The sequence below is a fragment of the Frigoribacterium sp. AP1 genome, assembly GCF_056680555.1.
This window is the reverse complement of the sequence record NZ_CM155288.1, coordinates 2,836,236-2,861,467: the sequence shown is the minus strand read 5'-3', so window position 1 is coordinate 2,861,467 and position 25,232 is coordinate 2,836,236. Positions and strand designations below refer to the sequence as shown.

Annotated in this window: 21 protein-coding genes; 4 read left to right on the top strand and 17 right to left on the bottom strand. The window is 70.0% G+C overall.

The genetic code is table 11. The annotated features are described in order from the left end of the window. Nucleotides 1-133: 133 nt before the first annotated feature. The 12 genes from murC to AC1MBW_RS13525 all read right to left on the bottom strand — a co-directional run bounded on the left by murC (nt 134) and on the right by AC1MBW_RS13525 (nt 14,222). Nucleotides 134-1,564: a UDP-N-acetylmuramate--L-alanine ligase gene (murC, locus tag AC1MBW_RS13580; protein ID WP_480024818.1), complete on the bottom strand. Its 1,431-nt coding sequence runs from the start codon at nt 1,562-1,564 to the stop codon at nt 134-136. Continuing rightward, the gene (locus AC1MBW_RS13575; protein WP_480024817.1) at nt 1,561-2,676 is read right to left on the bottom strand and encodes a UDP-N-acetylglucosamine--N-acetylmuramyl-(pentapeptide) pyrophosphoryl-undecaprenol N-acetylglucosamine transferase; all 1,116 of its coding nucleotides are present in this window, start codon (nt 2,674-2,676) and stop codon (nt 1,561-1,563) included. The genes murC and AC1MBW_RS13575 overlap by 4 nt, the downstream gene beginning before the upstream one ends. Continuing rightward, a complete protein-coding gene (gene ftsW, locus AC1MBW_RS13570) occupies nt 2,673-3,980 on the bottom strand; it encodes a putative lipid II flippase FtsW (protein WP_480026121.1) in 1,308 nt (435 codons plus the stop codon). Before ftsW ends, AC1MBW_RS13575 begins: the two co-directional genes overlap by 4 nt. Continuing rightward, complete coding sequence (gene murD, locus AC1MBW_RS13565) at nt 3,937-5,502, bottom strand: UDP-N-acetylmuramoyl-L-alanine--D-glutamate ligase (protein ID WP_480024816.1); 1,566 nt, start codon at nt 5,500-5,502, stop codon at nt 3,937-3,939. The genes ftsW and murD overlap by 44 nt, the downstream gene beginning before the upstream one ends. Continuing rightward, the gene (mraY, locus tag AC1MBW_RS13560; protein WP_054146788.1) at nt 5,499-6,602 is read right to left on the bottom strand and encodes a phospho-N-acetylmuramoyl-pentapeptide-transferase; all 1,104 of its coding nucleotides are present in this window, start codon (nt 6,600-6,602) and stop codon (nt 5,499-5,501) included. Before mraY ends, murD begins: the two co-directional genes overlap by 4 nt. Further along, a complete protein-coding gene (locus AC1MBW_RS13555; protein ID WP_480026120.1) occupies nt 6,599-8,005 on the bottom strand; it encodes a UDP-N-acetylmuramoyl-tripeptide--D-alanyl-D-alanine ligase in 1,407 nt (468 codons plus the stop codon). The genes mraY and AC1MBW_RS13555 overlap by 4 nt, the downstream gene beginning before the upstream one ends. Continuing rightward, nucleotides 8,002-9,552, bottom strand: coding sequence for a Mur ligase family protein (locus AC1MBW_RS13550; protein WP_054146786.1), 1,551 nt, complete (start codon nt 9,550-9,552; stop codon nt 8,002-8,004). Before AC1MBW_RS13550 ends, AC1MBW_RS13555 begins: the two co-directional genes overlap by 4 nt. 14 nt (nt 9,553-9,566) lie before the next feature. Continuing rightward, nucleotides 9,567-11,333, bottom strand: coding sequence for a peptidoglycan D,D-transpeptidase FtsI family protein (locus AC1MBW_RS13545; protein WP_480024815.1), 1,767 nt, complete (start codon nt 11,331-11,333; stop codon nt 9,567-9,569). 74 nt (nt 11,334-11,407) lie between these two features. After that, a complete protein-coding gene (gene ftsL, locus AC1MBW_RS13540; RefSeq protein ID WP_054146785.1) occupies nt 11,408-12,067 on the bottom strand; it encodes a cell division protein FtsL in 660 nt (219 codons plus the stop codon). Beyond that, nucleotides 12,064-13,014, bottom strand: a complete 951-nt coding sequence (gene rsmH, locus AC1MBW_RS13535) for a 16S rRNA (cytosine(1402)-N(4))-methyltransferase RsmH (protein ID WP_480024814.1) — start codon at nt 13,012-13,014, stop codon at nt 12,064-12,066. Before rsmH ends, ftsL begins: the two co-directional genes overlap by 4 nt. A 101-nt stretch (nt 13,015-13,115) precedes the next feature. Continuing rightward, a complete protein-coding gene (mraZ, locus tag AC1MBW_RS13530; protein WP_480024813.1) occupies nt 13,116-13,547 on the bottom strand; it encodes a division/cell wall cluster transcriptional repressor MraZ in 432 nt (143 codons plus the stop codon). A 273-nt stretch (nt 13,548-13,820) separates the two neighbouring features. Continuing rightward, nucleotides 13,821-14,222 (bottom strand): DUF3040 domain-containing protein, encoded by a 402-nt coding sequence (locus AC1MBW_RS13525; RefSeq protein WP_054146801.1) that lies wholly within the window; start codon nt 14,220-14,222, stop codon nt 13,821-13,823. A gap of 110 nt (nt 14,223-14,332) precedes the next feature. Between AC1MBW_RS13525 and AC1MBW_RS13520 the strand changes: the two genes are divergently transcribed. Further along, nucleotides 14,333-15,454, top strand: a complete 1,122-nt coding sequence (locus AC1MBW_RS13520) for a polyprenyl synthetase family protein (RefSeq protein ID WP_480024812.1) — start codon at nt 14,333-14,335, stop codon at nt 15,452-15,454. Nucleotides 15,455-15,512: 58 nt separating this feature from the next. On the opposite strand, the gene AC1MBW_RS13515 is transcribed toward AC1MBW_RS13520, so the two are convergent. Then, complete coding sequence (locus AC1MBW_RS13515) at nt 15,513-15,869, bottom strand: Rv2175c family DNA-binding protein (RefSeq protein ID WP_480024811.1); 357 nt, start codon at nt 15,867-15,869, stop codon at nt 15,513-15,515. A 193-nt stretch (nt 15,870-16,062) separates the two neighbouring features. Here AC1MBW_RS13515 and AC1MBW_RS13510 point away from each other — a divergent pair, with 193 nt between their 5' ends. Then, on the top strand, nt 16,063-17,412 hold the full coding sequence (locus tag AC1MBW_RS13510) for a LysM peptidoglycan-binding domain-containing protein (protein ID WP_480024810.1): 1,350 nt from the start codon (nt 16,063-16,065) through the stop codon (nt 17,410-17,412). A gap of 87 nt (nt 17,413-17,499) precedes the next feature. After that, on the top strand, nt 17,500-19,458 hold the full coding sequence (gene pknB, locus AC1MBW_RS13505; RefSeq protein ID WP_480024809.1) for a Stk1 family PASTA domain-containing Ser/Thr kinase: 1,959 nt from the start codon (nt 17,500-17,502) through the stop codon (nt 19,456-19,458). A gap of 88 nt (nt 19,459-19,546) precedes the next feature. On the opposite strand, the gene AC1MBW_RS13500 is transcribed toward pknB, so the two are convergent. The 3 genes from AC1MBW_RS13500 to AC1MBW_RS13490 all read right to left on the bottom strand — a co-directional run bounded on the left by AC1MBW_RS13500 (nt 19,547) and on the right by AC1MBW_RS13490 (nt 22,641). After that, entirely contained in the window at nt 19,547-20,875 is a 1,329-nt protein-coding gene (locus AC1MBW_RS13500; RefSeq protein WP_480026119.1) for a class II 3-deoxy-7-phosphoheptulonate synthase, read from the bottom strand. A gap of 95 nt (nt 20,876-20,970) precedes the next feature. Continuing rightward, complete coding sequence (locus AC1MBW_RS13495) at nt 20,971-21,660, bottom strand: lysophospholipid acyltransferase family protein (RefSeq protein WP_054146778.1); 690 nt, start codon at nt 21,658-21,660, stop codon at nt 20,971-20,973. 30 nt (nt 21,661-21,690) lie between these two features. Then, nucleotides 21,691-22,641 (bottom strand): ROK family glucokinase, encoded by a 951-nt coding sequence (locus AC1MBW_RS13490; RefSeq protein WP_480024808.1) that lies wholly within the window; start codon nt 22,639-22,641, stop codon nt 21,691-21,693. Between the two features lie 101 nt (nt 22,642-22,742). Between AC1MBW_RS13490 and AC1MBW_RS13485 the strand changes: the two genes are divergently transcribed. Then, the gene (locus tag AC1MBW_RS13485; RefSeq protein ID WP_480024807.1) at nt 22,743-24,581 is read left to right on the top strand and encodes an AMP-dependent synthetase/ligase; all 1,839 of its coding nucleotides are present in this window, start codon (nt 22,743-22,745) and stop codon (nt 24,579-24,581) included. Here AC1MBW_RS13485 and def read toward each other — a convergent pair whose 3' ends face one another. Continuing rightward, nucleotides 24,582-25,079 (bottom strand): peptide deformylase, encoded by a 498-nt coding sequence (gene def / locus AC1MBW_RS13480; protein ID WP_054146775.1) that lies wholly within the window; start codon nt 25,077-25,079, stop codon nt 24,582-24,584. Nucleotides 25,080-25,232 lie beyond the last annotated feature (153 nt).

The window sequence follows — 25,232 nt, the reverse complement described above, 5'->3', positions numbered from 1 at the left end:
CGTGGCCTCCGCATCCCGGCCTCGCCGGCGACGGGTCGGAGCCGCCGGAGGGGTCGCGGCGGGTTCCGGCTCGTCGAATCCGTCGGGCCGCTTCATCGGAGGGCCCCCGACGCCACGGACCTGCTGTGACGAGTCACTCCGCGGAGTCCTCCGCGACGGCGACGACGGGCTCGTGAGCCGCGTCGAGCGAGCCGAGCAGTTGCGGCACGATGCGGTAGACGTCGCCGCAACCGAGCGTGATGACGAAGTCCCCGTCGCGCGCGACCTCGGCGGTGCGGTCGGCCGCGGCCTGCCAGTCGGACACGTAGTCGACCCGGTCGGGGTCGGCGAAGCGTTCGGACACGAGAGCGCCGGTGACGCCGGGCTCGGGGTCCTCGCGCGCACCGTACACGTCGAGCACGATGGTGTGGTCCGCGAGCCGCTCGTAGGTCTCGGCGAACTCGCCCGCCATCATCCGGGTCCGGCTGTAGAGATGCGGTTGGTGCACGGCGATGAGGCGCCCGTCGCCCACCACGGAGCGCGCGGCCTGCAGTGCGGCGGCGACCTCGGTGGGGTGGTGGGCGTAGTCGTCGTACACGCTGACACCCCGGACGACACCGTGGAGCTCGAACCGTCGCTCGGTGCCCCCGAAGGTCTCGAGGCCCGCGATGGCGGCCTCGGGGTCGACGCCCAGACCGACGAGGACGGCGAAGGCACCGGCGGCGTTGACGGCGTTGTGTCGCCCGGGCACGCGCAACTGCACGGGCCACGAACGGCCCTCGGCGTGCAACGTGAACGAGACGGGACCGATCGAGGCGATGTCGCTCAGGCGCACGTCGGCGTCGACGGCCTCGCCGAAGGTCACGACGTGCGGGTGGTCGAGACGCCCGGTGACGCGGACGGCCCCGGCGTCGTCGCTCGAGACCACGACGAACTCGCGTGCGGCCGACGCGAACCGGACGAAGGCGTCGTCGAACGCCTCGTGCGAACCGTAGTGGTCGAGGTGGTCGGCGTCGACGTTGGTGATCAGGGCGACCGAGGTGTCGTAGAGCAGGAACGACCCGTCGGACTCGTCGGCCTCGACGACGAACAGGTCGTCGTCGCCGCCGCGGGCGCTGACACCCAGGGACTGGATGACCCCGCCGTTCACGAAGCTCGGGTCGTGCCCCGCGGCGAGCAGGGCGGTGACGATCATGCCGGTCGACGTGGTCTTCCCGTGCGCTCCGGCCACCGACACGAGCCGCTGCTGCCCGATGAGCCAGGCGAGTGCCTGCGAGCGGTGCAGGACCGGCAGGCCCTTCGTCAGCGCGAGCTGGTACTCGGGGTTGTCCTGCCAGAGCGCCCCGGTCACCACGAGCGTGTCGGCCTCGCCGACGTTGGCGGCGTCGTGACCGATCACGATCTCGGCGCCCAGCGACCGGAGGGACTCGACGGCTGCGCTGTCGCGGGCGTCCGACCCGGTGACCCGGTGGCCCGCGGCGAGGAACACGCGGGCGATGCCGCTCATGCCGGAGCCGCCGATGCCGACGAAGTGGACGGCGCCGAGTTCGGCGGGGATCGGCTGGTCGAGGTCGGGCTTGATCATGATGTCTCGCTGAGGTCGGAGTTCTGGGAGGACGAGGAGGCGCGGCCCACGGCGTCGAGGACGAGGTCGACCGTGCGGTCGGTGCCGTCGCGCACCCCGACCGAGGCGGCACGGACCGCCATGTCGGCCACGACGGCCCGGTCGAGCAGCAGCGGGACGAGCATGCGCTCGACCCACGCGGGCGTGAAGTCGGCATCGGCGACGAGCAGCGCTCCCCCGGCACCGACGACGTCGGTGGCGTTGTGACGCTGCTCGCCGTTGCCCACCGGGTAGGGCACGAGCACCGAGGGCAGGCCGAGGGCGGTGAGCTCGCTCACCGTGGCCGAACCGGCCCGCGAGACGACGAAGTCGGCCGCCGACAGCGCGAGGTCCATGCGGTCGCAGTACCGCACCAGGTGGTGTCCGTCGAGATCGGTCGAGGTGAGGTCGGATTTCTCACCCGTGATGTGCAGGATCTGCCAGCCGGCGCCGAGCACGCTGACGGCTGCCTCCGACATGGTCTCGTTGAGGCGACGAGCACCGGTCGAGCCGCCCGTGACGAGCAGCGTCGGCCGCGCGGGGTCGAGGTCGAACGTCGCGACGGCCTCGTCGCGGTGGGCACGCCGGTCGAGGGACTCGATCTCGTCGCGCAACGGCATGCCGACCTGCCGTCCACCCCGGAGGCGGGTGGAGCGGAAGACGACGCCGACGTGGGACGAGAGGAACGAGCCGAGGACGTTCGCCATGCCGGGCTTCGCGTTGGCCTCGTGGACGACCACGGGCACCTTCGACCGCCATGCGGCGACGTAGGCGGGGGCGGCTGCGTAGCCGCCGAAACCCACGACGACGTCGACGTCGTGTTGTGCGAGCAAGGACCGGATGCCGTCGATCGCGCCCGCGAGGCGGCCGGGGAAGCGCAGAGCCGCCGCGGAGGGTTTGCGGGGGAAGGGCAGCCGGGGCACGGTCAGCAGCTCGTACCCGCGTTGCGGGACGAGCCGGGCCTCGAGCCCCTCGGCCGTGCCGAGCACGAGGACCGTCGCGTCGGGTTCGCGCCGGCGGAGTCGGTCGGCCACGGCGAGGAGGGGGTTCACGTGCCCGGCGGTGCCACCGCCGGCGAGGAGATACGTCGTCACCGCAGAGACCCTACCCGCTGTCGCGGGAGCCCCTGGGGCGCGCCTGCCTCTTCGGGGACCCGGGCGAAGGAGAGCACCACGCCGATGGCCACGAGCGTGACGATCAACGCCGACCCACCCGCCGAGATCAGTGGCAAGGGGACGCCCAGGACGGGCAGCAGCCCCAGCACGACCGCGATGTTCACGAGCGCCTGGCCGATGATCCACGCCGTGATGGCCCCGGTCGTCACGCGGACGAAGGGGTCGTTCGTCCGCCGGATGATCTTGACGAAACCGACGGCGAGGACGATGAACAGGGCCAACACGACCATCGCGCCGATCAGCCCGAGCTCTTCACCGATGATGGCGAAGATGAAGTCGTTGTCGGCCTCGGGCAGCCAGGACCACTTCGACTTCGAGTTGCCGAGGCCGACGCCGAAGAGTCCCCCCGAGGCCAACGCCCAGGTGCCGTGGAGGGTCTGCCAGCATTCGGCCTGGTACTGGCTCGAGTCGGTGCAACCCGACAGCCAGGCGGCGATGCGTGAGTTGCGCGAGCTCGAACCCTGGGCGATCAGGGGCACGACGACCGCCAGGAACGCAAGCGGAGCGAGCAGGTAGCGCAAGCGGACACCGGCGAACCAGACGGCCGCGAAGACGAGCAGGAGCATGATCATGGTCGTCCCGAGGTCGCCGCCGAGCACGACGAGACCGATCGCGACGCCGGCGACGGGCACGAGCGGGATCGCCAGGTGCTTCCAGTCGTCGAGCAGGTCGCGCTTGACCGAGAGGATCATGCCGAGCCAGATCGCCAACGCGAGCTTGACGGCCTCGGAGGGCTGCGCCGTGAACGAGCCGAGGTCGATCCAGTTCCGGTTGCCGCCGATCTCGTAGCCGAGGGGCGAGAAGACGAGGAGTTGCAGGACGATCGTCGCGCCCAGGACGTGCCACGCCCAGCGCTTGAGGAACGACACGGGCAGCCGCGACACGATGAGCATGAGCGGGATGCCCACGGCCGCGTAGGTGCCCTGCCGGATGAACGCGCCGAAGAACGACGTGTGTCGCGACGAGATGTACTGCTCCACCGACGACGACGAGAGCACCATGACGAGCCCGAGCACGACCATGAACAACGTCGTGCCGAGGATCACGAAGTACGAACCGGTCTCGGCGGCGAAGAGCTTCTTGACGCGGACGACGGCACCGGCGGTGCGTTTCGAGGACCCCAGGCCGCTCGACGCGTCGTCGGTCGGTCGGACGGGCCCGCGGCGCGTGCGACTCGACTCAGTCGGCCGACGGCGCGGGAGGCTGGACGGCGGGTTGGCCATCGACGTCACCCCTCAAGTGTTCGTGTACGGCCTGGGCGAAGGATCGCCCGCGGGCCGTGTAGTCGGTGAACTGGTCCATGGACGCCGCCGCCGGGGCCAGGAGCACGGTGTCTCCGGGTCGGGCCAGGCTCGCGGCGAGGCGCACGGCCGTCGGCATCACCTGCCCAGTGTCGGTGGCGTCGACCTCGAAGACGGGGATGCCGGGCGCGTGTCGGGAGAAGGCCTGTCGGAGGGGCTCACGGTCGACTCCCACGAACACGGCTGCCCGGACGGCGCCCGTGGACTCGAGGACGAGCGGCTCGACGTCGACGCCCTTGAAGAGGCCTCCGACGATCCACACGACCGACGGGAAGGCCGTCAAGGAGGCGCGCGCGGCGTGGGGGTTGGTCGCCTTCGAGTCGTCCACCCACGTCACTCCGCCGGACTCGGCCACGACCTCGGTGCGGTGGTGGTCCACCGCGAAACCGGCGAGGGCGTCGCGGATCGAGACGGGGGCGACGCCCACCGCACGCACGAGCGCGGCGGCGGCCAGCACGTCCTCGACGAGGTGGTCGGCCCCGAGACCGACGCCCTGGAGCGCCTCCCGGGTGGTCAGTTCGAGCGCCTGGGAGCGACGCTCGGCGAGGAACGCACGGTCGGCCAGCACGGCGACGCCGTCACCCGTCACGATGCCGACCTCGCTCGGCCCCGGGGCGTCGAGGCCGAAGCCCACGGCGCGACAGCCCTCTTCGACGTCGGCCTCTTCCACCATGCGGAGGGTGGCCTCGTCGGCCTTGTTGTAGATGCAGGCCACGACCGTGTTCTCGTACACCTTGGCCTTGGCGGCACGGTAGGCGTCCACGCCGCCGTGCCACTCGAGGTGGTCCGCCTCGAGGTTGAGACAGACGGAGGCGCGGGGTCGGAGGGCACCGGGCCCCTCGGTCGGCAGGTAGTGCAGTTGGTGGCTCGAGAGCTCGACGACGAACAGGTCGAAGCCGTCGGGGTCGCGCACCGCATCGAGGACGGGGACGCCGATGTTGCCGCAGGGCGCCACGCGGCGGCCGTCCGCGGCGGCCATCGCCGCCGCGAGCTGCGTCGTCGTGGTCTTGCCGTTGGTCCCCGTGACGAGCACCCAGTCGGCCACGCGCTCGACCTTGTCGCGGACGCGCCAGGCGAGCTCGACGTCGCCCCAGACGGCCAGCCCCGACTCGACGGCCCACCGGACCAGGGGGTGATGGGGAGCGAACCCCGGGCTGGCGACGACGAGCTGCGCGTCGAAGGCCGTGAGCGTGGACGAGGGTGCCTCGAGGGACTCGACCTCGTCGAGACGCGCCCCGATCAGGTGGAGCAGTTCGGCTTTGTCCGGATCGACGGCAGGGGCCACGACGAGGACGTCGGCACCCAGCTCGGCCAGGGTGTCGGCCACCGAGAAACCTGTCGCACCGAGCCCGAGGACGGCTACCCGGAGGCCGGACCAGTCGGCATGCCAACTGTCGAGCCCGGACAGTCGTTCGACGAGGGGGGCGGTGCTGCCGTCGCTCATGAGGTGCGGAGGATCCATTCGAGGTAGAAGGTGCCGACGCCGGCGGCGACGAAGAGCCCGGCGATGATCCAGAAGCGGACGACGACGGTCACCTCGGCCCAGCCCTTGAGCTCGAAGTGGTGGTGCAGGGGGCTCATCAGGAAGATGCGCTTGCCCTTCGTGATCTTGAAGTACGCGCGCTGCAGGATCACCGACCCTGTGACGACGATGAAGAGGCCACCGATCAGGACGAGCAGCAGTTCGGTGCGGCTGAGGATCGCCAGGGCGGCCAGCGCCCCGCCGAGGCCCAGTGACCCGGTGTCGCCGAGGAAGATCTGTGCGGGCGAGGTGTTCCACCACAGGAAGCCGATGAGACCACCGCAGATGCAGGCGGCGACGACGGCGAGGTCGAGCGGGTCGGCCACCTGGTAGCAGGCGGCCCGTGTGGCCTCGTCGAGACGCACGCTCGTGCAGAGCTGGTTGTTCTGCCAGAAGCCGATGAAGATGTACGACGCGATCGCGAGGATCGAGGCACCTGTGGCGAGGCCGTCCAGGCCGTCGGCGACGTTGACGCCGTTCGAGGTGCTCACGGTGATGAGGACGACCCAGATCAGGAACAACCCGCCGCCGATGATCGTCCCGAAGAACATGAAGTCGAGCCACGGGATGTCGCGGAGCCCGGAGATCATCGTCGACGCGGGTGCCAGCCCGCGCTCGTTCGTGAACGAGAGCGCCAGGACGGCGAACACCGCCCCCACGACGACCTGCCCGGCGATCTTCGCCCAACCGCCGAGTCCGAGGCTGCGCTGGTTGCGCACCTTGAGGAAGTCGTCGAGGAACCCGACCACACCGAGGCCGACCATCATGAACAGCACGAGCATCCCGCTGAGCGTGAGCTCGTCCCGGCCGACCAGGTGGCCGATGAAGTAGCCCAGCACCGTGCCGATGATCAGGACGATGCCGCCCATGGTCGCCGTGCCGCGCTTCGTGTGGTGGGACTGCGGGCCGTCGTCGCGGATGAACTGGCCCCAGCCGAGCCGGTGGAACAGCTTGATGAACGCCGGTGTCATCAGCAGCGTGAAGGCGAGGGAGAACCCGCCGCCGATCAACAGCGCGATCATGCGGTCACCCCGGCCAGACGATCGCCCAGGAGGCGCAGGCCGGCCGACTTGGACGACTTCACGAGGACGACGTCCCCGGCTCGCAGGGTGCCTTGCAGGAGGTCGTACGCCTCGTCGATCGTCTCGACCAGCACGCTTTCTCCGTCCCACGAGCCTTCGAGGCCCGCCGCCATGTGGATGTGCCGCGCCTCGTGACCGACGACCACGAGCTGGCGGACGTTCAGCCGGACGACCAGTCGGCCGACGCGGTCGTGCTCGTCACGCGCGTACTCGCCGAGTTCGGCCATCTCGCCGAGGACGGCCACCGAGCGGTGGTCGGGACCGGTGATCTGGGCGAGCGTCTTCAGTGCCGCGGCGACCGAGTCGGGGCTCGCGTTGTAGGCGTCGTTCACGACGGTGACGCCGCCGGGCGCGTCGAGGACCTCCATGCGCCACCGCTCGGCCCGCGTCACGCCCTCGAGGACCGAGACGGCCCGGTCGAGGTCGACGCCCCATTCGCCGACGACACTGAGGGCCGCCAGGGCGTTCATCACGTGGTGCTCGCCCAGGATGCGCAGCGAGACCCGGCGACTCGTGTCGCCGTGCTCGAAGGTGAAGGAGGTGCCCGCGGCCGAGACGTCGACGTCGGACGCCCGGTAGTCGGCCGACGGGCTCTGCCCGAAGGTCACGACCCGGGCGGCGGTCACGGACGCCATGCCGGCGACGCGGTCGTCGTCGGCGTTGAGGACGGCCGTCCCCGAGGCGGGCAGGTCGGTCACCATCTCGGCCTTGGCCGCACGGGTGCCCTCGATGCCGCCGAAGCCGCCCGCGTGGGCGAGCCCGACCTTCAGCACCACCCCGGTGTCGGGACGGGCGATGTCGACGAGACGGGCGATCTCGCCCGGCCCGCTCGCACCCATCTCGACGACCAGGTACTCGGTGGCCTCGTCGATGCGTAGCATCGAGATCGGCGCGCCGACGTGGTTGTTGAACGACCCCTGCGGCGCGACGGTGGGTGCGACGTCGCTCAGGACGGCGCGCAGCATGTTCTTGGTGCTCGTCTTGCCGTTGGAGCCCGTGACACCGACGACCTTCAGACGGCCGAGACCTCGGACGTGCTCGACGACGGCGGCGGCGAGGCGCGACAGCGCGACGACTCCGTCGTCGACGACGACGAGCGGTGCGGTCGTCTCGACCTCGCGCTCGGCGACCACCAAGGCCGCGCCGTTCGCGGTGGCGGCCTCGACGAAGAGGTGGCCGTCGGTGACCTCACCCCGCAGGGCGAAGAAGAGGGACCCCGGAGTGACCAGACGCGAGTCGGTCTCGACCGTGCCGTCGACCGGGGTGGCGACCCGCGCCTCCTCGGGGTGGACCAGGCGACCGCCGGTGATCTCGGCGATCCGGAGGGGCGTGAGCGCGATCACTCGGACCACCCGGCTTCGCGCAGGGCCGCTCGGGCCTCGTCGCGAGCGGAGTACGGGGTGCGCTCGCCACGGATGTCGCGGTAGTCCTGATGGCCGGGGCCGGCCCAGAGGATCGAGTCCCCCGCGCCGGCCAGGGCCACGGCCGCTCGGATGGCGGCCTCGGGCGGGCTGACCTCGTGGATCTCGTGGTCGGGGTAGGCCTCGCGGGCGGCGTCGACGAGGGTCTTGCGGATCGAGGCCGGGTCCTCGAAGCGGGGGTGGTGGTCGGTCACGACCAGGATGTCGGAACCGGCGGCGGCCACCCGGGCCATCTCGCCGCGCTTCGTCGTGTCGCGGTCGCCGTCCGCACCGAACAGCATGATGACCTTGCCGGGTGTGAAGGTGCGGACCGCGGCGAGAGTGGTGAGGAAGGCGTCGGGGCTGTGGCCGAAGTCGACGTAGACGCTCGGGCCGGTGTCACCCGAGACGCGCTCGGTGCGCCCGGGCAGGTAGGCCACGATGCCGCCGTCCGCGTCGAGGGCCTGGCCGATGGCCTCGAGCTCGAAGCCCGCCTCGACCAGCATGACGATCGCCAGGGCCGCGTTCGCGACCATGTGCCACCCGATCAGCGGGACGCGCGTCACGAGCGATCGCTGCTCGGGACCCGACAGGCGGAACTCGGTGTACGCGGCCTGCTCGTCGAGGATCTCGACCGTCCAGTCGGCCTCGACGTCGGGGAGGATCGTGATCGTCGTCAGGGGGATGCGGGCGTTGTCCACCACGCGCTGGCCGTACGGCGAGTCGAGCGACACGACGGCACGACGGGCACGGTCGGGCTGGAAGAGCGGCAACTTGGCCTGGAAGTACTCCTCCATGTCGGCGTAGTCGTCGAGGTGGTCGTGGCTGAGGTTGGTGAAGGCGGCGACGTCGAAGACGAGACCGTCGACGCGGTTGCGGCTGAGCGCCTGCGCACTGACCTCGACGGCCACCGCACGCACCTCGCTCTCGCGCATGCGAGCCAGCAGGGCGTGCATCTCGCTGGCCTCGGGGGTCGTGAGACGGCTGACGACGGTGAGGTCGCCGATGTGACGCTCGGCCGTGCTGCTCAGACCGGTGACGAGGCCCAGCTGTCGAAGGACGCCCTCGAGCAGGTACGACGTGCTGGTCTTCCCGTTGGTGCCGGTGACCGCGAGGAGCAGGGGCGCGTCGTCGCTGTCGGTGCGGTAGATCCAGGCCGAGAGCTCGCCGAGGGCCGCCCGGGGCGAGTCGACGAGGACCACGGGCAGCCCGCTGGACCGGGCCAGCTCGGCACCCGCGGCGTCGGTCAGCAGGGCCACGGCACCGCCGTCACGTGCCTGGTCGGCGAACTCGGCTCCGTGCCGGTGCGCGCCGGGCACGCCCACGTACAGGTCGCCGGGGTGGAGGTCCGCCGTGCTCAGCGTGATGCCGGTGATCTCGATGCCGTCGAGGGAACCCTCGTGCTCGAGTCCGAACTCGCTGACCAGTTGGGCGAGTGACCTCGCCGACGGATGTTCCGGTCGAAGGACCGGGGGGATCCGGGCGCTCAAAGAATCCTCTTCTCTCACCAGGTCTCGGGCAGGCTGGGTGCCGGCTCCGTCGACGGAGGGACCCGATACATCTCGAGGACCTGGGACATGATCTTGTTGAAGGTCGGCGCCGCAGCGGCCGACGTCTTGATGGTACTGGGCTTGGTGAAGGTCACGACGACGACGTATTGCGGGTTCTCGGCCGGAGCGATGCCCGCCACCGAGACGATGCGGTCAGAACCGTAGCCGGTTCCGTCCGAGCGCGCGACCTCGGCGGTGCCGGTCTTGGCGGCGACGCGGTACCCGGGGATCGACAGGACGTCCTTGAGGTCGCCGTCGCTGACGACCTTCTCGAGCATGTTGACGGTCGTGTCGGCGGCCCACGGGGAGACGACGCTCGTGCCCTCGGCCGAGGGGGTCTCGGTGACGGTGCCGTCGGGGGCCGTGCACCCGGCGACGAGGTTGACCGGCAGACGGGTACCGTGGTTGGCCAGCGTCTGGTAGATGCTCGCGATGTGGACGGCGGTCGTCGAGACACCCTGCCCGAACATCGTGTTGATGCTCGTCTGCTGGTCCCACTGCGAGGCCGGCCGGATGCCCGTCGTGGGCTCGCCGAGGAAGGCCACGCCGGTCGGGTCGTTCAGACCGAACTTGACCATGTAGTCGTGACGTTGCTGGGCCGACAGCGACTGACCGAGCAGCGAGATGCCGACGTTGGACGAGTCGCGCAGGATGCCGGTCAGCGTGAGGTTCTCGGTCGGGTGGAAGGTCGCGTCGTGGATCTCGCCGCCCCACGGGAACGTGCGCGAGTAGGGCACCGTCGCGCGCGTCGCGGGATCGGCCTTGCCCGAGTCGAGCAGCATGGCGGCGGTCATCGCCTTGAAGGTCGAACCCGGCTCGTACGAGTAGGTGAAGGCCTTGCTGCCGAGGTCGTCGACGGCGGTGCCGTTGACGTCGTTGGGGTCGACGGCCGGGTAGTCGGCGACCGCGAGCAACGAGGCGTCGCTCGCCTTCATGACGACGGCCGTGGCCGACTCGGCTCCGATGGCCTCGGCCTGTTCGCCCAGCGCCTGCTGGGTCATGTACTGGAGGTCGCTGTCGACGGTGAGACGAAGCGTGCCACCGGCGACGGCCTTCTTGGTCGTGACGGTGCTGCCGGGCAACTGGACGCCGTCGGCTCCTCGCTCGTAGGTCTCGGAGCCGTCGGTGCCCGCCAGGCACGCGTCCTGGCTCAGCTCGAGTCCGGCCTGCGGCCCGTCGGTACCGATGAAGCCCGTGAGGTTGCCCGCCACCGCGCCGTTGGGGTAGGTGCGTGCGGCCTGGCGTTGGAAGTACACCCACGACACGTTCATCTCGCGGACCCCGCGGAAGGCGTCGACGTCGACACCCTTGACCAGGTAGGCGAAGTTCGCCTCGGGGTCGGTGGTCAGCGCCTTCTTCATGGTGGCGGAGTCGCCCCCCGTGATCTTCGCGATGCGCTCGACGACCTGGTCGACGGTCAACTCGGTGGTCCCGCCGTCGTCGCCCTTCACCTTGGCCGTCGTGGCGAACGCCGGAGCGGCCGTGATGTTGTACCGGGTGACGCTGCCGGCGAGCACGGTGCCGTCCACGTCGGTGATGTCACCACGATCGCCGTAGGTCGTCTGCACGATCTCGCGCTTGTTCTGGGACTGCTCGTTGAGCTCGGCCGCCTGCACGAGCTGGATGTCTGCCAGGCGCACCACGAACACGCCGACGAGGGCGATGATCAGCGCCATCGCCAGCGTCACGCGGAGACGGCGGCTTCGGGGAGCTGCTTTCACGAGAGGTTCCTCACCGCGACCGGGCGCCTGCCCGACCCGCTGTCGTCGATCGATGTACCGGTGACGGCACGTCGCTAGCGGGTCTGGGGAGCCGCCAGCTCGTTCGCGCCCGACGCTACCGACTCGTCGGCCGATCCCTCGTCCGCCGCGCCTGCGTCGGTCGGAACGGCCGTGGCTCCCGCCGTCGTCGGAGCACCGATGGACGTGGCGGCGGGGTCGGTGCCGGCAGCAGCGTCGTCAGCGGCGGCGGTCGCGGGGGCCTTGGTCGTGAGCGGGACGCCCTCGAGGAGGGTGTTCGGGATCAGGTTGCCGGACGTCGCCTCGTCGGCACCCGCCGCGGGTGCGGGTGACCCGTGGACCGCACCCGTGGCGAGATCGAGGTAGACGGGGTTCGAGTTGCGGACCATGCCGAGTTCGTCCGCGTTGGCGGCGAGGTTCTGCGGCGAGGACAGGACGTCGCGTTGCTCGCTGTACTTCTGCTGGTCGCGGACGAGCTCGGTCTTGGCGGCCTGCAGGTCGGAGATCTTGTACGCGCCGTCGCTGAGAGCGATGCTGATGGCCAGTTGGGCCAGCAGGAGGACGAACAACGCCGCCGTCGCGATGAGTGCGTAGGCGATCTTCGGCCGGGCTCGTCGCTGTGCCCGACTCGTGACGATCTCTACCGGTCGCGCCGCCGGGCTGGACGACGGCTGCGGACGGGTCGACGGGGTCGCGATGGCCAGGTTGCTGCTCATGCTGTTCTCCGGATTCGTTCGGCGGCGCGCAGTCTCACGGGCTTGGCTCGGGGGTTGAGGTCGCGCTCGGCGTCGGAGGCCAGTTCGGCCCCGCGGACGAGCAGGCGGAAGTCGGGACGGTGCTCGGGCAGCTCGACCGGAAGACCCTGCGGTGCCGTGGACGTCGTGCGGGCGGCCAACTCGCGCTTGACGAAACGGTCCTCGAGGGACTGGTAGGCCAGCACGACGATCCGCCCCTCGACGGCGAGGCGATCGAGGGCCACCGGGACGGCCGCCTCGAGCGAGGCCAGCTCGCCGTTGACCTCGATGCGCAGTGCCTGGAAGACGCGCTTGGCGGGGTGACCGGCACGTTGCAACGCCATGGGCGTCGCCGCGATGAGGAGATCGACGAGCTCGCCGCTGCGGGTGAGCGACGAGTCGCTCCGGTGCTCGACGATCCGTCGGGCGTACCGCGGAGCCAGCTTCTCTTCGCCGTACTGGTAGAAGATGCGGCGAAGTTCGCTCTCGGGGTACTCGGCGAGGACGCGCTCCGCCGTGACGGGAGAGGTGGGGTCCATGCGCATGTCGAGCGGGGCGTCCTTCGAGTACGAGAAGCCGCGCTCGACCCGGTCGAGTTGCAGTGACGACACGCCGAGGTCGAAGAGCACCCCGTCGACCGTGTCGAGGTCGAGGTCGTCGAGGGCCTCGGCGATGCCGTCGTACGTGGTGTGCACGAGGCGGGCACGCTCGCCGAAAGGGGCGAGCCGCTCGCCGGCGAGGGCGAGGGCCTCGGTGTCGCGGTCGAGCCCGACGACGGTGAGTTCGGGGAAGGCCTGCAGCATCGCTTCGCTGTGGCCCCCCATGCCGAGGGTGCAGTCGACGACGACGGCGCCCGGACGCGAGACGGCCGGGGCGAGGAGTTCGAGGGTGCGCTCGAGGAGGACGGGGGTGTGGATCTGATCGGCCATGACGACACGGGCTGCGCTCGTCGGCCCTGATCCCCATCCGTCGGGACCTGGCACCGGGGAAGGTGCGCCAGGGCTGACGGCTGAGGGTCGGGGCCCACGGGCTAGAAGAGCCCGGGGATCACCTCCTCGGTGGTGTTGGCGAACTCGGCCTCCTGGGCCTCGTAATAGATGTTCCACGCGTCGGTGGCCCAGATCTCGGCACGGTTGCCCGCACCGATCACGGTGAGGTCTCGACCGAGGCCGGCGTACTCGCGCAGGGACACCGGGATGGTCACCCGGTGCTGCTTGTCGGGGATCTCGTCACTCGCGCCGGAGAGGAAGAGACGCATGTAGTCACGGGCCTGTTTGCTCGTGACCGGCGCCTGGCGGATGCGCGAGTGCATGTCTTCGAACTCGCGCTGGCTGAAGACGTAGACGCACCGCTCTTGCCCACGGGTCATGACGAGGCCGGAGGCCAGTTCGTCACGGAATTTCGCGGGGAGGATGATGCGCCCTTTCTCGTCGAGCTTGGGCGAATAGGTGCCGAGGAACATGCGCCCGTCTCCCCTCGCCCCCGCGCCCCTCTGTGGCACGTTCCTCCACTTTACTCCACAAGCCACCACCCAGCAACGAAAAGACGGCTGCACCCGCACGTGTCTCGCTTGCGATCCGCTCCAGTTCGGGGGCCACGCGTGTGGAGGAGGGTGGAGGGAAAACGACGTGAGGAGGCGCGTCCTGCGTGTCGCAGACGTCCTGCCGGTCGATCCGGCGCACGAAAAAGGGGCCGGCCCGAAGGCCGACCCCTGAGGTCGTGGTGATCGTGGAGGCTAGGCGTCGCGCCCGTCACCGTCTTGACGACGGTCCCACCGGTCGTTGAGACGGTCCATCAAACCGCCCTTGGCAGGATGCGCCGGACGCGAGGTGGAGGAACGGGGAGCGGGCGGCACGGAAGCCGTCGCCGACCCCTTGCGCTTGGGCGGGGCGATGGCGAAGAGAACGCCGGCCAGCATGACCACGAACCCCGCCACGCCGATCAAGGGCTGACGGAAGATGACGCCTGCGACGATCACGGCGATGCCGACGAGCGCACCGAGGACCCCGACCACGACGAGCGTGTAGTTGGGTCGGCCACCGCGGTTGCCGACCGTCGCCACGAAGTCGGAGTCGTTGTTGTAGAGACTCCGCTCCATCTCTTCGAGGAGCCGCTGCTCCTGTTCGGAAAGTGGCATCTTGGTGTTCCCTTCGAGCACGGGCTCTCAAGCGCGAGGCGGGAGCCTCGGGATCGACGCGATGAGTAGCTGCGAGTGTATGCCCGACAGCTATCGCTAGGCTAGGCAGCGTGGCTGAGAGTACGCGGTTAGTGGACGTCGTTCAAGAGCGCATCGACCGGTTCCTCGAGCGGCAGCGACCGGCCCTGACAGGCATCGCTCCCGACCTCGATCCCTTCTCGCTCTACTCGAGCGATCTGCTCCGCGGCGGGAAGCGCTTCCGGGCTCTCTTCTGCTACTGGGGCTGGCAGTCGGTCGCCGGGCTCGACACGGGCTTCGACCCGCTCGGAGAGGCCCGCGACGAGCGCGAGATCGACGCGGTCATGACCGCCTCGGCAGGGCTCGAGTTCTTCCACGCGGCGGCGCTCGTGCACGACGACATCATGGACAACTCCGACACGCGCCGGGGGTTGCCCGCGGCGCATCGGCGCTTCGAGGCCCTGCACCGTGAGGGGTCCTGGCTCGGGTCTCCCGAGGCGTTCGGCCGGTCGGGCGCCCTCCTCATGGGCGACCTGCTGCTGGCGTGGAGCGACGAGCTGCTGAGCGAGGCACTCGACTCCCTCCCGTCCCGCGAGGCCGCCCGCGCGGCCCGCCTCGAGCTCAACCGCATGCGGACCGAGGTCACGGTGGGCCAGTACCTCGACATCCTCGAGGAGAACGCCTGGCGGACGGTCGACGAGTTGCAGCTGCTGCCGCGTGCCCAGCGCGTCATCGTCTACAAGTCCGCGAAGTACAGCGTCGAGGCTCCACTGACCGTGGGCGCGGCGATGGCGGGGGCCGACCGGACCGCCCTCGAGTCCCTGCGGCACTTCGGACTGCCCCTCGGCATCGCCTACCAACTGCGTGACGACCTCCTCGGCGTGTTCGGCGACCCGTCCGTCACGGGCAAGCCCGCAGGCGACGACCTCCGAGAGGGCAAGCGCACGGTCCTCGTGGCGACCGCTCGTCGAGCACTGCCCCCGGGGGCCGTCCGCCTGCTCGACGAACTCCTCGGCGACCCCGAACTCGACGACGACCAGATCAGCATGCTGCAGGCGACGCTCCGCGACAGCGGTGCCGTCGACGCGGTCGAGCAGACGATCACCGATCAGGTAGAGCGCGCCGTCCACGCACTCGAGAGGTCCGGCCTCGCGCCGTCGGCACGGACGCAGCTGACGCGACTCGCCGAGACCGTCACACGCCGCGCCTCCTGAACCCGCTCACGGCTCGACGGCCGTCGCCTGACCTTCCGGGGGCCGTACGGGGAAGAGGCTAGAGCAGACTCTGTGCCACGCGCCGGACCTCGGCCTTGCGCCCGGCCTGCAGGGCAGCGACGGGACTCGTGCCGAGCGCCTCGTCGTGGGACAGCATCCAGTCGATGGCCTCGTCGTCGTCGAATCCGTTGTCCGAGAGGACCGTCAGCGTGCCTCGGAGGTCGTGCCTCGGCTCGGAGCCGTCGAGGAAGACGGCCGGCACCTTCGTGACGCCGTCCACGCGGGTCCCGAGCAGGACGTGCTCCTCGAGCAGACGACGCACGCGACTCACCCCGAGGCCGAGACGCTCGACGAGGTCGGGCACGGTGAGCCATTCGGTGTCGGCGAACCAGGGGCGTTGAGAGAGATCGGTCACGCGACAACCTTGCCACGGGTTCGTGACCCTCGCCGCGCCTCCCCGTTCTCATCCCCCAGTGCGAGTCACATTCGCAACATGCGCCCCACTGATTGACTTGGATATCCACGTGTGCCAACTTGGGACGACGTGGCACCGCGGCTCTCCGATCACCCAGCGACCGTGTCCCCGCCCCCGAACCGAGGATCAGCCCATGAACGACGTCAGTCCCGCCCGCCCCGACTCCGAGTCCGCACCGACCCCGGACGCTCGGTCGACCAGCGCGTTCGGCCCCCTCGGTGGAGGCGACGAGCGTAAACCGCTCTCGCGCATGGCTCGATCCATGCTCAACACGGTCCCCATCGTCCTGGCGGGCTCCATGGCCCTGAGCATGGGCGTCACCGGCCCCGTGTTCGCCCTCGACCAGGGTCCCACGAAAAAGCCCGACGCGTCTCCGCGTCCCGTCCTGCCACCTCGGCTGTCGGCGCCCGAGCAGAAGACCGCGGCCACCGTCGAGACCGCTGCGAGCTCTGCACGCGTCTTCGGCGCCGCCCCGGCCACCTACACCGTCAAGTCGGGTGACACCGTCGCGAGCATCGCCGGCTCGTTCGGCCTGAGCACCGCGTCGGTGCTCGCCCTCAACGGCCTGAGCTGGAAGTCCACCATCTTCGCGGGCCAGACACTGAGCCTCAGCGCCGCCACGAGTGCCGCGGCCAAACCGTCGTCCGTGCCCGCTCCGGTGAAGGCGACGGGCGGCCGGTACGTGATCGTCCGCGGGGACACGCTGAGTTCCATCGCGCGAGCCCACGGGGTCACGACCAGCGCGCTCATCCAGGCGAACGGGCTGGGACTGTCGAGCATCATCTACCCGGGCCAGACCCTGACCGTCCCGACGGGTTCGTCCGCGTCCACCGCCGCGACGCCGGCCCCTGCCGCCGGACCCGCCGTGGGCAGCTACGTCATCCAGCGGGGTGACACCATCGCCTCGATCGCCTCGAAATCGGGCACGAGCGTCAAGGCCCTCCTCGCCGCGAACGGGCTCTCGTTCACCAGCACCATCTACGCCGGCAAGACCCTCACCCTGCCCGGTGCCGCGGCGCCGACCGCCACGACCGTGGTCGCGGCGACGTCGGCCGCTCCGTTGGGCGTCAGTGCGACGCTGACGGCCGAGCAGGCCGGCAACGCCCGGACCATCATCTCGGTGGGACGCCAGCTCGGGGTCGGAGACCGCGCCATCGTCATCGCGCTGGCTGCCGCCGCACAAGAGAGCAGCCTGCGCAACCTCGATCACGGCGACCGGGATTCCCTCGGCCTGTTCCAGCAGCGCCCGAGCACGGGGTGGGGAACCCCCGCCCAACTGCGCGACCCGGTGCACGCGACCAAGCTCTTCTTCGGTGGTGCGAGCAACCCGAACACGGGCAAGACGCGAGGCCTCCTCGACGTCAAGGGGTGGCAGTCGATGTCCCTGACGAAGGCGGCGCAGGCCGTGCAGTACTCGGCGTTCCCCGACGCCTACGCCAAGTGGGAGGCTCCCGCCACCACCTGGCTCGCGACCCTCCGCTGAACCGCGGACGGCCCGCGCGTCGGGCGGTTTGCCGCCGTGCGGTGAGTTGAGGCACCGGCACGGCCCTCGGTCCGTAAAATCACGAGGGTGAGCGTGAACCAGACTGACCCGATGATCGGCCGTCTCATCGAGGGCCGGTACGAGGTCCGTTCACGCATCGCCCGAGGCGGCATGGCCACGGTCTACCTGGCCACCGACCTGCGACTCGAGCGTCGCGTGGCCATCAAGATCATGCACGGTCACCTCGCCGACGACGCGTCGTTCAAGGAGCGCTTCATCCAGGAGGCGCGATCGGCCGCCCGCTTGGCGCACCCCAACGTCGTCAACGTCTTCGACCAGGGACAGGACGACGACTCGGCGTACCTCGTCATGGAGTACTTGCCCGGCATCACGTTGCGAGAACTCCTGCAGGACCACAAGGTGCTGACGCCCGAGCAGGCGATGGACATCCTCGAAGCGGTCCTCGCCGGTCTCGCCGCCGCCCACCGGGCCGGCATCGTGCACCGTGACCTCAAGCCCGAGAACGTCCTCCTCGCCGACGACGGACGCATCAAGATCGGCGACTTCGGCCTGGCGCGGGCCGCGACGGCCAACACGGCCACGGGCGCCGCCCTGCTGGGGACGATCGCCTACCTCTCCCCCGAACTCGTGACCCGGGGCATCGCCGACACCCGCAGTGACATCTACGCCCTCGGCATCATGCTGTACGAGATGCTCACGGGCGAGCAACCCTACAAGGGCGACCAGCCCATGCAGATCGCGTACCAGCACGCCAACGACACGGTCCCGACCCCCAGCTCGGCCAACCCCCGCGTACCGGTCGAGCTGGACGAACTCGTCCTCTGGGCCACCGCACGCGACCCCGAGCAGCGCCCGCGAGACGCCCGAGCCCTGCTCGACCAGCTGCTCGACGTGCAACGGGTGCTCGCCGACCCGTCGGGACCGCCCGCCCACAGGACGATGGTGCTCCCGGCCGCCGGCGCGACCTCCGTCCTGCCGTCGGGCGGCACGGGCGAGACGCAGATCCTGCCGAAGGCCCGGCACCGGACCGGACCGGTCCAGGCGGAACCCGACGACGCCGCCACGACCCTCGCCGCCGTCGCCGACCGGCGTCGGCGACGGGGTCGGGTGCTCATGGCCCTCGTCGTCGTGGTGGCGCTGCTCGCAGGAGGGGTGGGCTGGTGGTTCGGTTCGGGGCCCGGCGCCCAGGCGTCCGTCCCCGACGTGACGGGACAGGACCCTGCTGCGGCATCGGCCGCCCTCACGTCGGCCGGCTTCGTGGTCGCGCCCGACCCCCAGTCGGACTTCTCCCCGGTGGTGCCCACGGGCCAGGTCACGCGCACGGACCCCGACGCCACGTCTCGGGTGCAGAAGGGTTCCACGATCACCCTCGTGGTCTCCCAGGGACCCCGTCAGCTGCCGGTGCCCACGGTCGTCGGCGGGACCGAGAAAGCTGCCACGGACGCACTCTCGGACTTCACGCTGCAGCCCACGTCGAGTCAGTTCGACGCGTCCGCCGCCGGCACCGTCCTCGCGATCAGCGGCGTGGACGACGCCGGCACCCCGGTCGATCTCGCCGGGGCCGCCCAATACGGCGAGCAGCAGCCGGTGACGCTCACCGTCTCGCTCGGACCCGTTCCGGATGTGGCGGGCCTCTCCGTGGCGGATGCGCAGAGCGCCCTCGCGGGGGTCCAGTTGACGGGCGTCGAGAGCGGGACGGAGTTCAGCGACGGAGTCACCTCGGGGGAGGTCATCCGTTACGAGCAGCAGGCCGAGGGGGCACTCCGCCAGGGCGACACGATCAACCTCGTCGTGTCGAAGGGCCCGCCGCCCATCACGATCCCGGACGTCCGGGGCAAGACCATCGATGCGGCCACGTCACAGTTGCAGGGGCTCGGCTTCCGGGTGAGCTACCCCCGCTGCACGGCGTTCACCTGCGCGTTCTACGACTGGGAGGCCAGCCTGCCGGTCACCGCGACCGACCCCGAGGCCGGCCTGACCGCCACCAAGGGCGCGACCATCACCCTCTCGTACCGGGTCGAATGACACGCGACACCGCCTGACGTCGAGGGCACCCACACGACGACGGCCCCGGGGACCGATGGTCCCGGGGCCGTCGACGTGACGACGAGAGTCAGTCCGCAGCGAGCTCTTCGGACACCAGGAAGGCCAGTTCGAGTGACTGCATGTGGTTGAGTCGCGGGTCGCAGAGGGACTCGTAGCGAGTGGCGAGCGTCGCTTCGTCGATGTGCTCGGAACCCCCCAGGCACTCGGTGACGTCGTCACCGGTCAACTCGATGTGGATTCCGCCGGGGTGCGTTCCGGCTGCACGATGGGCCTCGAAGAACCCCTTCACCTCGTCCACGATCTCTTCGAACCGCCGCGTCTTGTAGCCCGCGGGCGTCGTCAGACCGTTGCCGTGCATGGGATCACTGACCCACAGGGGCGTCGCGTCCGCCTGCTTGATGGCCTCGAGGAGGGGAGGCAGGGCATCACGGATCGTGCCCGCGCCCATGCGGGTGATGAAGGTCAGACGCCCGGGCTCACGCTCGGGGTCGAGCTTGTCGATGAGGCGCAGCATGTCGTCGGCCGTCGTCGTCGGGCCCAGCTTCACACCGATCGGGTTGCGCACCCGCGAGAGGAAGTCGACGTGGGCACCGTCGAGGTCGCGGGTCCGTTCGCCGATCCACACGAAGTGGGACGAGAGCACGTACGGAGTGCCCGTGCGCGAGTCGATCCGGGTCAGGGGGCGCTCGTAGTCCATGAGCAGGCCCTCGTGGCTGGTGTAGAACTCGACGCGCCTGAGCTCGTCGAAGTCCGCCCCGGCCGCCTCCATGAAGCGGATCGCCTTGTCGATCTCGCGGGCGAGGTGTTCGTACTGCGCGTTGGCCGGGTTGCTGGCGAAGCCCTTGTTCCAGCTGTGCACCTGACGGAGGTCGGCGAAGCCGCCCTGTGTGAAGGCCCGGATCAGGTTGATCGTCGAAGCCGAGGTGTGGTACCCCTTCACCAGTCGAGACGCATCCGCGCGCCGGGACTCGGGGGTGAAGTCGTAGCCGTTCACGATGTCACCGCGGTAGGCCGGCAGCGTCACGCCGTCCCGGGTCTCGGTGTCGCTGGAGCGCGGCTTGGCGAACTGGCCGGCCATGCGGCCCATCTTGATGACGGGGACGGACGCGCCGTACGTGAGGACCACTGCCATCTGCAGGATGGTCTTGACGCGGTCACGGATCTGGTCGGCGGTCGCTCCTGCGAAGGTCTCGGCGCAGTCACCGCCCTGCAGCAGGAACGCCTCGCCCCGGGCCGCCGAGGCCAACCGCGTGCGGAGGGTGTCGACCTCGCCGGCGAAGACGAGTGGCGGCAGGGTGGACAGCTCGGCCGAGGCGGCCTCGACGGCTGCACCGTCGTGCCAGGTGGGCTGCTGCTTGATGGGGAGCGTGCGCCAATGGTCGAGACCGTCGATCACGTCGGGATCGGTGACGACGAACGGTTCGGTGAGCTGGGCCACGGTCTTCCTTGCCAGTTGACGGTCTCGAGGCCGAACGACCTCGACAGGCGAGCCTACCGTGAAAGGGTCGAGCGCTTCTCTTTCACGCTGGTCGCGTAGACGTCGCGGTACTGCTGGCCGCTGAGGGCGTTGAGCTCGTACATGATCTCGTCCGTGATGGACCGCAGGATGAACCGGTCGCCCTCCATGCCCTCGAAGCGGCTGAAGTCGAGCGGCTCGCCGAAGACGATTCCGACGCGGTGCAGACGCGGGATCTTGGTCCCGGTCTTCATGACCTTCTCTGTTCCGATCATGGCGACGGGGATCACGGGCACGTGACCCTCGAGGATCATGCGCGCCACCCCCGTCCGGCCGCGGTACAGCTTGCCGTCGGGGCTCCGGGTGCCCTCGGGGTAGATGCCGAGTTGCTCTCCGCGGCGCAGGACCGACAGGCCCGTCGCCAGCGAGGCCTCGGAGGCCTTGCCCCCGGACCGGTCGATGGAGAGCTGCCCCGTGGCCGTGAAGAACAGCCGGATGGCCCAGCCCTTGATGCCCTTGCCGGTGAAGTAGTCGCTCTTGGCGAGGAAGGAGATGCGCCGATCGAGGGCGAGCGGCAGGAAGATCGAGTCGACGAACGAGAGGTGGTTGCTCGCGAAGATGACGGCACCCGAGTCCGGGACGTGCTCGCGACCGCTGACCCACGGTCGGAAGATCGACAGCACGAGTGGACTCGCGACCATCGTCTTCAGGAACCAGTAGAGCATCGGTGCTCCTCTCGTCGGGGCGTCGGGAGTCTAGCGGTCGCCGGCGTGGAGGCGGGCGAGGTCGGCGGCTCCCACGACCCCCGCGTCGTTCACGAGCTCGGCGATCACGAACTCGGGCTCGGGATGGTAGCCGCGAGCAGGCAGGTGCTCGAGGTACGCCGCGCGCACGGGTGCCAGCAGCAGCTCGCCGGATTGCGCCACGCCACCGCCGAAGACGAAGACCTGCGGGTCGAGGATCGCGCTCAGCGACGCGGCGGCCTGACCGAGCCAGGTGCCGAGACGGCGCAGGGCCTCGACGGCACCGACGTCGCCGGACTGGAGCAGGAGGCTGACGTCGTGGCCCGAGAGCTCACCGCTCTCGGCGCGCAGATCGGCGAGGCCGCGGCCGACGCCACCCTCGTCGGCGACCTCACCTGCGATCCGCAGCAGCGCGCGGCCCGAGCCGTACTGCTCGATGCACCCGCGGGCCCCGCAGCCGCAGGGAAGGCCGTCGGGCACGATCCGCATGTGACCGAGCTCGCCACCCGTGCCGAAGCCCCCGCGCAGGAGGCGGTCCTGCGCCACGATGGCACCGCCGACCCCCGTGCCGATGGTGAGCATGGTCATGTCGCTGGCGAGACGGCCGGCCCCGAACCGGAACTCGGCCCAGCCGGCGGCGTTCGCGTCGTTGTCGATCGTGATGTGCAGGTCGAGTCGTTCGGACAACCGCGCCCGCAGGGGTTCGTTCCGCCATGCGATGTTGGGTGTGTAGTAGACGGTCGACTGGGCGGCGTCGATGAAGCCGGGAGCGGCCACTCCCGCGGCGACGACGTCGGGGTGGCGTGCCTGCAACGAGGTGATCATGTCGACGACCGCGTCGACGATCGCCCCCGCGTCACCCGCGGGCGTCGCGACTCGCTCTTCGTCGACGATCTCGCCGAACTCGGTGACCACCCCGCCCGCGATCTTCGTCCCACCGATGTCGATTCCGATTGCCTGCACGAGGATCGAGTCTATCCTCGACGACCGATCACGTTCAGCACCGCCCCCGGCGAGGTCACGTTAGGGTTGTCGAACCATCGTTCGGTACCGAAGGAGCTGCCGTGAACGAACACATCGTCCCATCCGCCGTCCCCGCCGACCCGTCCGCCAACGTGACCGACCTCCTGCTCGCCCGGGCCGCGGCCACGCCTGACGAGCCCCTCTTCGCCGTCCCGGACGGAACGGGCGGGTGGCGCGACGTCACGGCATCCCGGTTCCTCGAGCAGGTACGGGCCCTCGCGAAGGGACTCATCGCAGCAGGCGTCGGACCAGGCGACAAGATCGGCCTCATGTGCCGCACGCGCTACGAGTGGACCCTCGTCGATTTCGCGACGTGGTTCGCCGGTGCCCTGCTCGTCCCTGTCTACGAGACCTCGTCGCCCGCACAGGTCCACTGGAACCTCAGCGACTCGGAGGCCGTGGCCGTCATCGTCGAGACCGCGGACCACTTCTCGCGGTTCGACGAGGTGCACCCCGAGCTGCCCGCCGTGACGCGCGTCTGGCAGATCGACCTGGGCGACCTCGACAAACTCGCCGCCTCAGGTGTCCACGTGTCCGACGACGAACTCGAGACCCGCCGCAGCGCGGCCGTCGCCGACGACGTCGCCACGATCATCTACACCTCGGGCACCACGGGCCGCCCCAAGGGATGCGTGCTGACCCACGCCAACTTCGTCGAGACGAGCCGCAACGCCGCCGTCGCCATGGGCGACGTCGTGGCCCCCGGCTCGTCCACCCTCCTGTTCGTGACGACCGCGCACGTCTTCGCGCGCTTCATCGCGGTGATGTCGGTCCACGCCGGGGTGAAGGTCGGCCATCAGGCCGACACGAAGCAGTTGCTGCCCTCACTGGCCTCGTTCAAGCCGAGCTTCCTGCTCGCGGTCCCCCGCGTCTTCGAGAAGGTCTACAACTCTGCCGAGCAGAAGGCCGAGGCCGGGGGCAAGGGCGGCATCTTCCGGCAGGCCGTCGCCGTCGCCATCGCCCACAGCAAAGCACTCGACGAAGGCACCGTGCCCCTGGGCCTCAAGCTCCGCTTCGCGCTGTTCGACAGACTCGTGTACGGCAAGCTCAAGAAGGCCATGGGTGGCAACATCCGCTACGCCGTCTCGGGTTCGGCTCCACTCGGCACGCGCCTCGGGCACTTCTTCCGCAGTCTCGACATCCGCATCCTCGAGGGCTACGGGCTGACCGAGACCACGGCTCCGGCGGCCGTGAACCTCGTCTCGAAGTTCAAGATCGGAACGGTCGGGCCGGCGTTGCCCGGGGTCGGCATCAGGACCGCCGACGACGGAGAAGTGCTCGTCAAGGGCGTCAACGTCTTCGCGGGGTACTGGAAGGACGACGAGGCCACGGCTGCCGTCCTGGACGACGGATGGTTCCGCACCGGAGACCTCGGCTCGCTCGACGCCGACGGCTATCTCACCATCACCGGCCGGAAGAAGGAGATCATCGTCACCGCCGGAGGCAAGAACGTCTCCCCCGCGGCTCTCGAGGACCCGATCAGGGCGAATCCCTTGGTCGGTCAGGTCGTCGTCGTGGGTGACCAGCGGCCGTTCGTCGCCGCCCTCGTCACCCTCGACACCGAGATGCTGCCCGTGTGGCTGAACAACGCCGGCGAGGCGGCCGACATGCCCCTGGCCGAGGCCGCCCGGCACCCGAAGGTCCGCGCCGAGGTCCAACGGGCCGTCGACGCCGCGAACGCCGCCGTCTCGCGGGCCGAGTCGATCCGCAAGTTCGAGATCCTGCCGGTCGAGTTCACCGAGGCCGGTGGTCACCTCACCCCCAAGATGAGCGTCAAGCGTGCCGTCGTGGTGAACGACTTCGCCCAGCAGATCGCCGACATCTACACCGCCCACCCCGACACCGAGTCGGTGCGGACGATCACCGCACGGGGACGGTGATCACGCCCGCCACCAGTCGGCGGCACGGATCTCGCGCATGGCCTCGCGCTTCGTCTCGGGCTCGAGGGTGAGTACGTAGAGCGTGCCGTCGAGGTGGTCCGTCTCGTGCTGCAGGGCCTGGGCCATGAGCCCGGTGCCCTCGAGCACGACCTTGCGGCCGTCGAGGTCGACCCCCTCGACCCGGGCGTACTCGTAGCGCGGGGTCGGGAACCAGAACCCGGGTACCGAGAGACAGCCTTCGTCGACCAGGGTCTTCTCGCCCGAGACCTCGACGACGACGGGGTTCAGGACGTAGCCGACCTGCCCGTCGACGTTGTAGCTGAAAGCACGGAGGGACACCCCGATCTGGGTGGCCGCGACCCCGGCCCGTCCCGGCTCGCGAACGGTGTCGAGGAGATCCTCGACCAGGGACGCGAGGCGCGGGTCACCGATCGTCACGGGGTCGGACGTCGATCGAAGGACGGGATCGCCGAACAGGCGGATGGGTCTCACGCTCACGGCGCGCCTCCTGGGGTGGGTCTGGGTGTGGTTCGGACGACACGTCGCGACACCGTGACGACGACGACGGGCGGGCCGGCGCGGTCACTTCGTGGAAGCGGACGCACGCCGCATCGACGTGGCTGTTGGGTGATTCAACAGTAGTGAAGGTAT

Coding starts and splice junctions, on each gene's coding strand:
- ftsW (WP_480026121.1), bottom strand. CDS start 3,980: ATGGCCAACCCGCCGTCCAGCCTCCCGCGCCGTCGGCCGACTGAGTCG.
- ftsL (WP_054146785.1), bottom strand. CDS start 12,067: ATGAGCAGCAACCTGGCCATCGCGACCCCGTCGACCCGTCCGCAGCCG.
- murD (WP_480024816.1), bottom strand. CDS start 5,502: ATGAGCGACGGCAGCACCGCCCCCCTCGTCGAACGACTGTCCGGGCTC.
- murC (WP_480024818.1), bottom strand. CDS start 1,564: ATGATCAAGCCCGACCTCGACCAGCCGATCCCCGCCGAACTCGGCGCC.
- rsmH (WP_480024814.1), bottom strand. CDS start 13,014: ATGGCCGATCAGATCCACACCCCCGTCCTCCTCGAGCGCACCCTCGAA.
- AC1MBW_RS13495 (WP_054146778.1), bottom strand. CDS start 21,660: ATGCTCTACTGGTTCCTGAAGACGATGGTCGCGAGTCCACTCGTGCTG.
- AC1MBW_RS13510 (WP_480024810.1), top strand. CDS start 16,063: ATGAACGACGTCAGTCCCGCCCGCCCCGACTCCGAGTCCGCACCGACC.
- mraZ (WP_480024813.1), bottom strand. CDS start 13,547: ATGTTCCTCGGCACCTATTCGCCCAAGCTCGACGAGAAAGGGCGCATC.
- mraY (WP_054146788.1), bottom strand. CDS start 6,602: ATGATCGCGCTGTTGATCGGCGGCGGGTTCTCCCTCGCCTTCACGCTG.
- AC1MBW_RS13525 (WP_054146801.1), bottom strand. CDS start 14,222: ATGCCACTTTCCGAACAGGAGCAGCGGCTCCTCGAAGAGATGGAGCGG.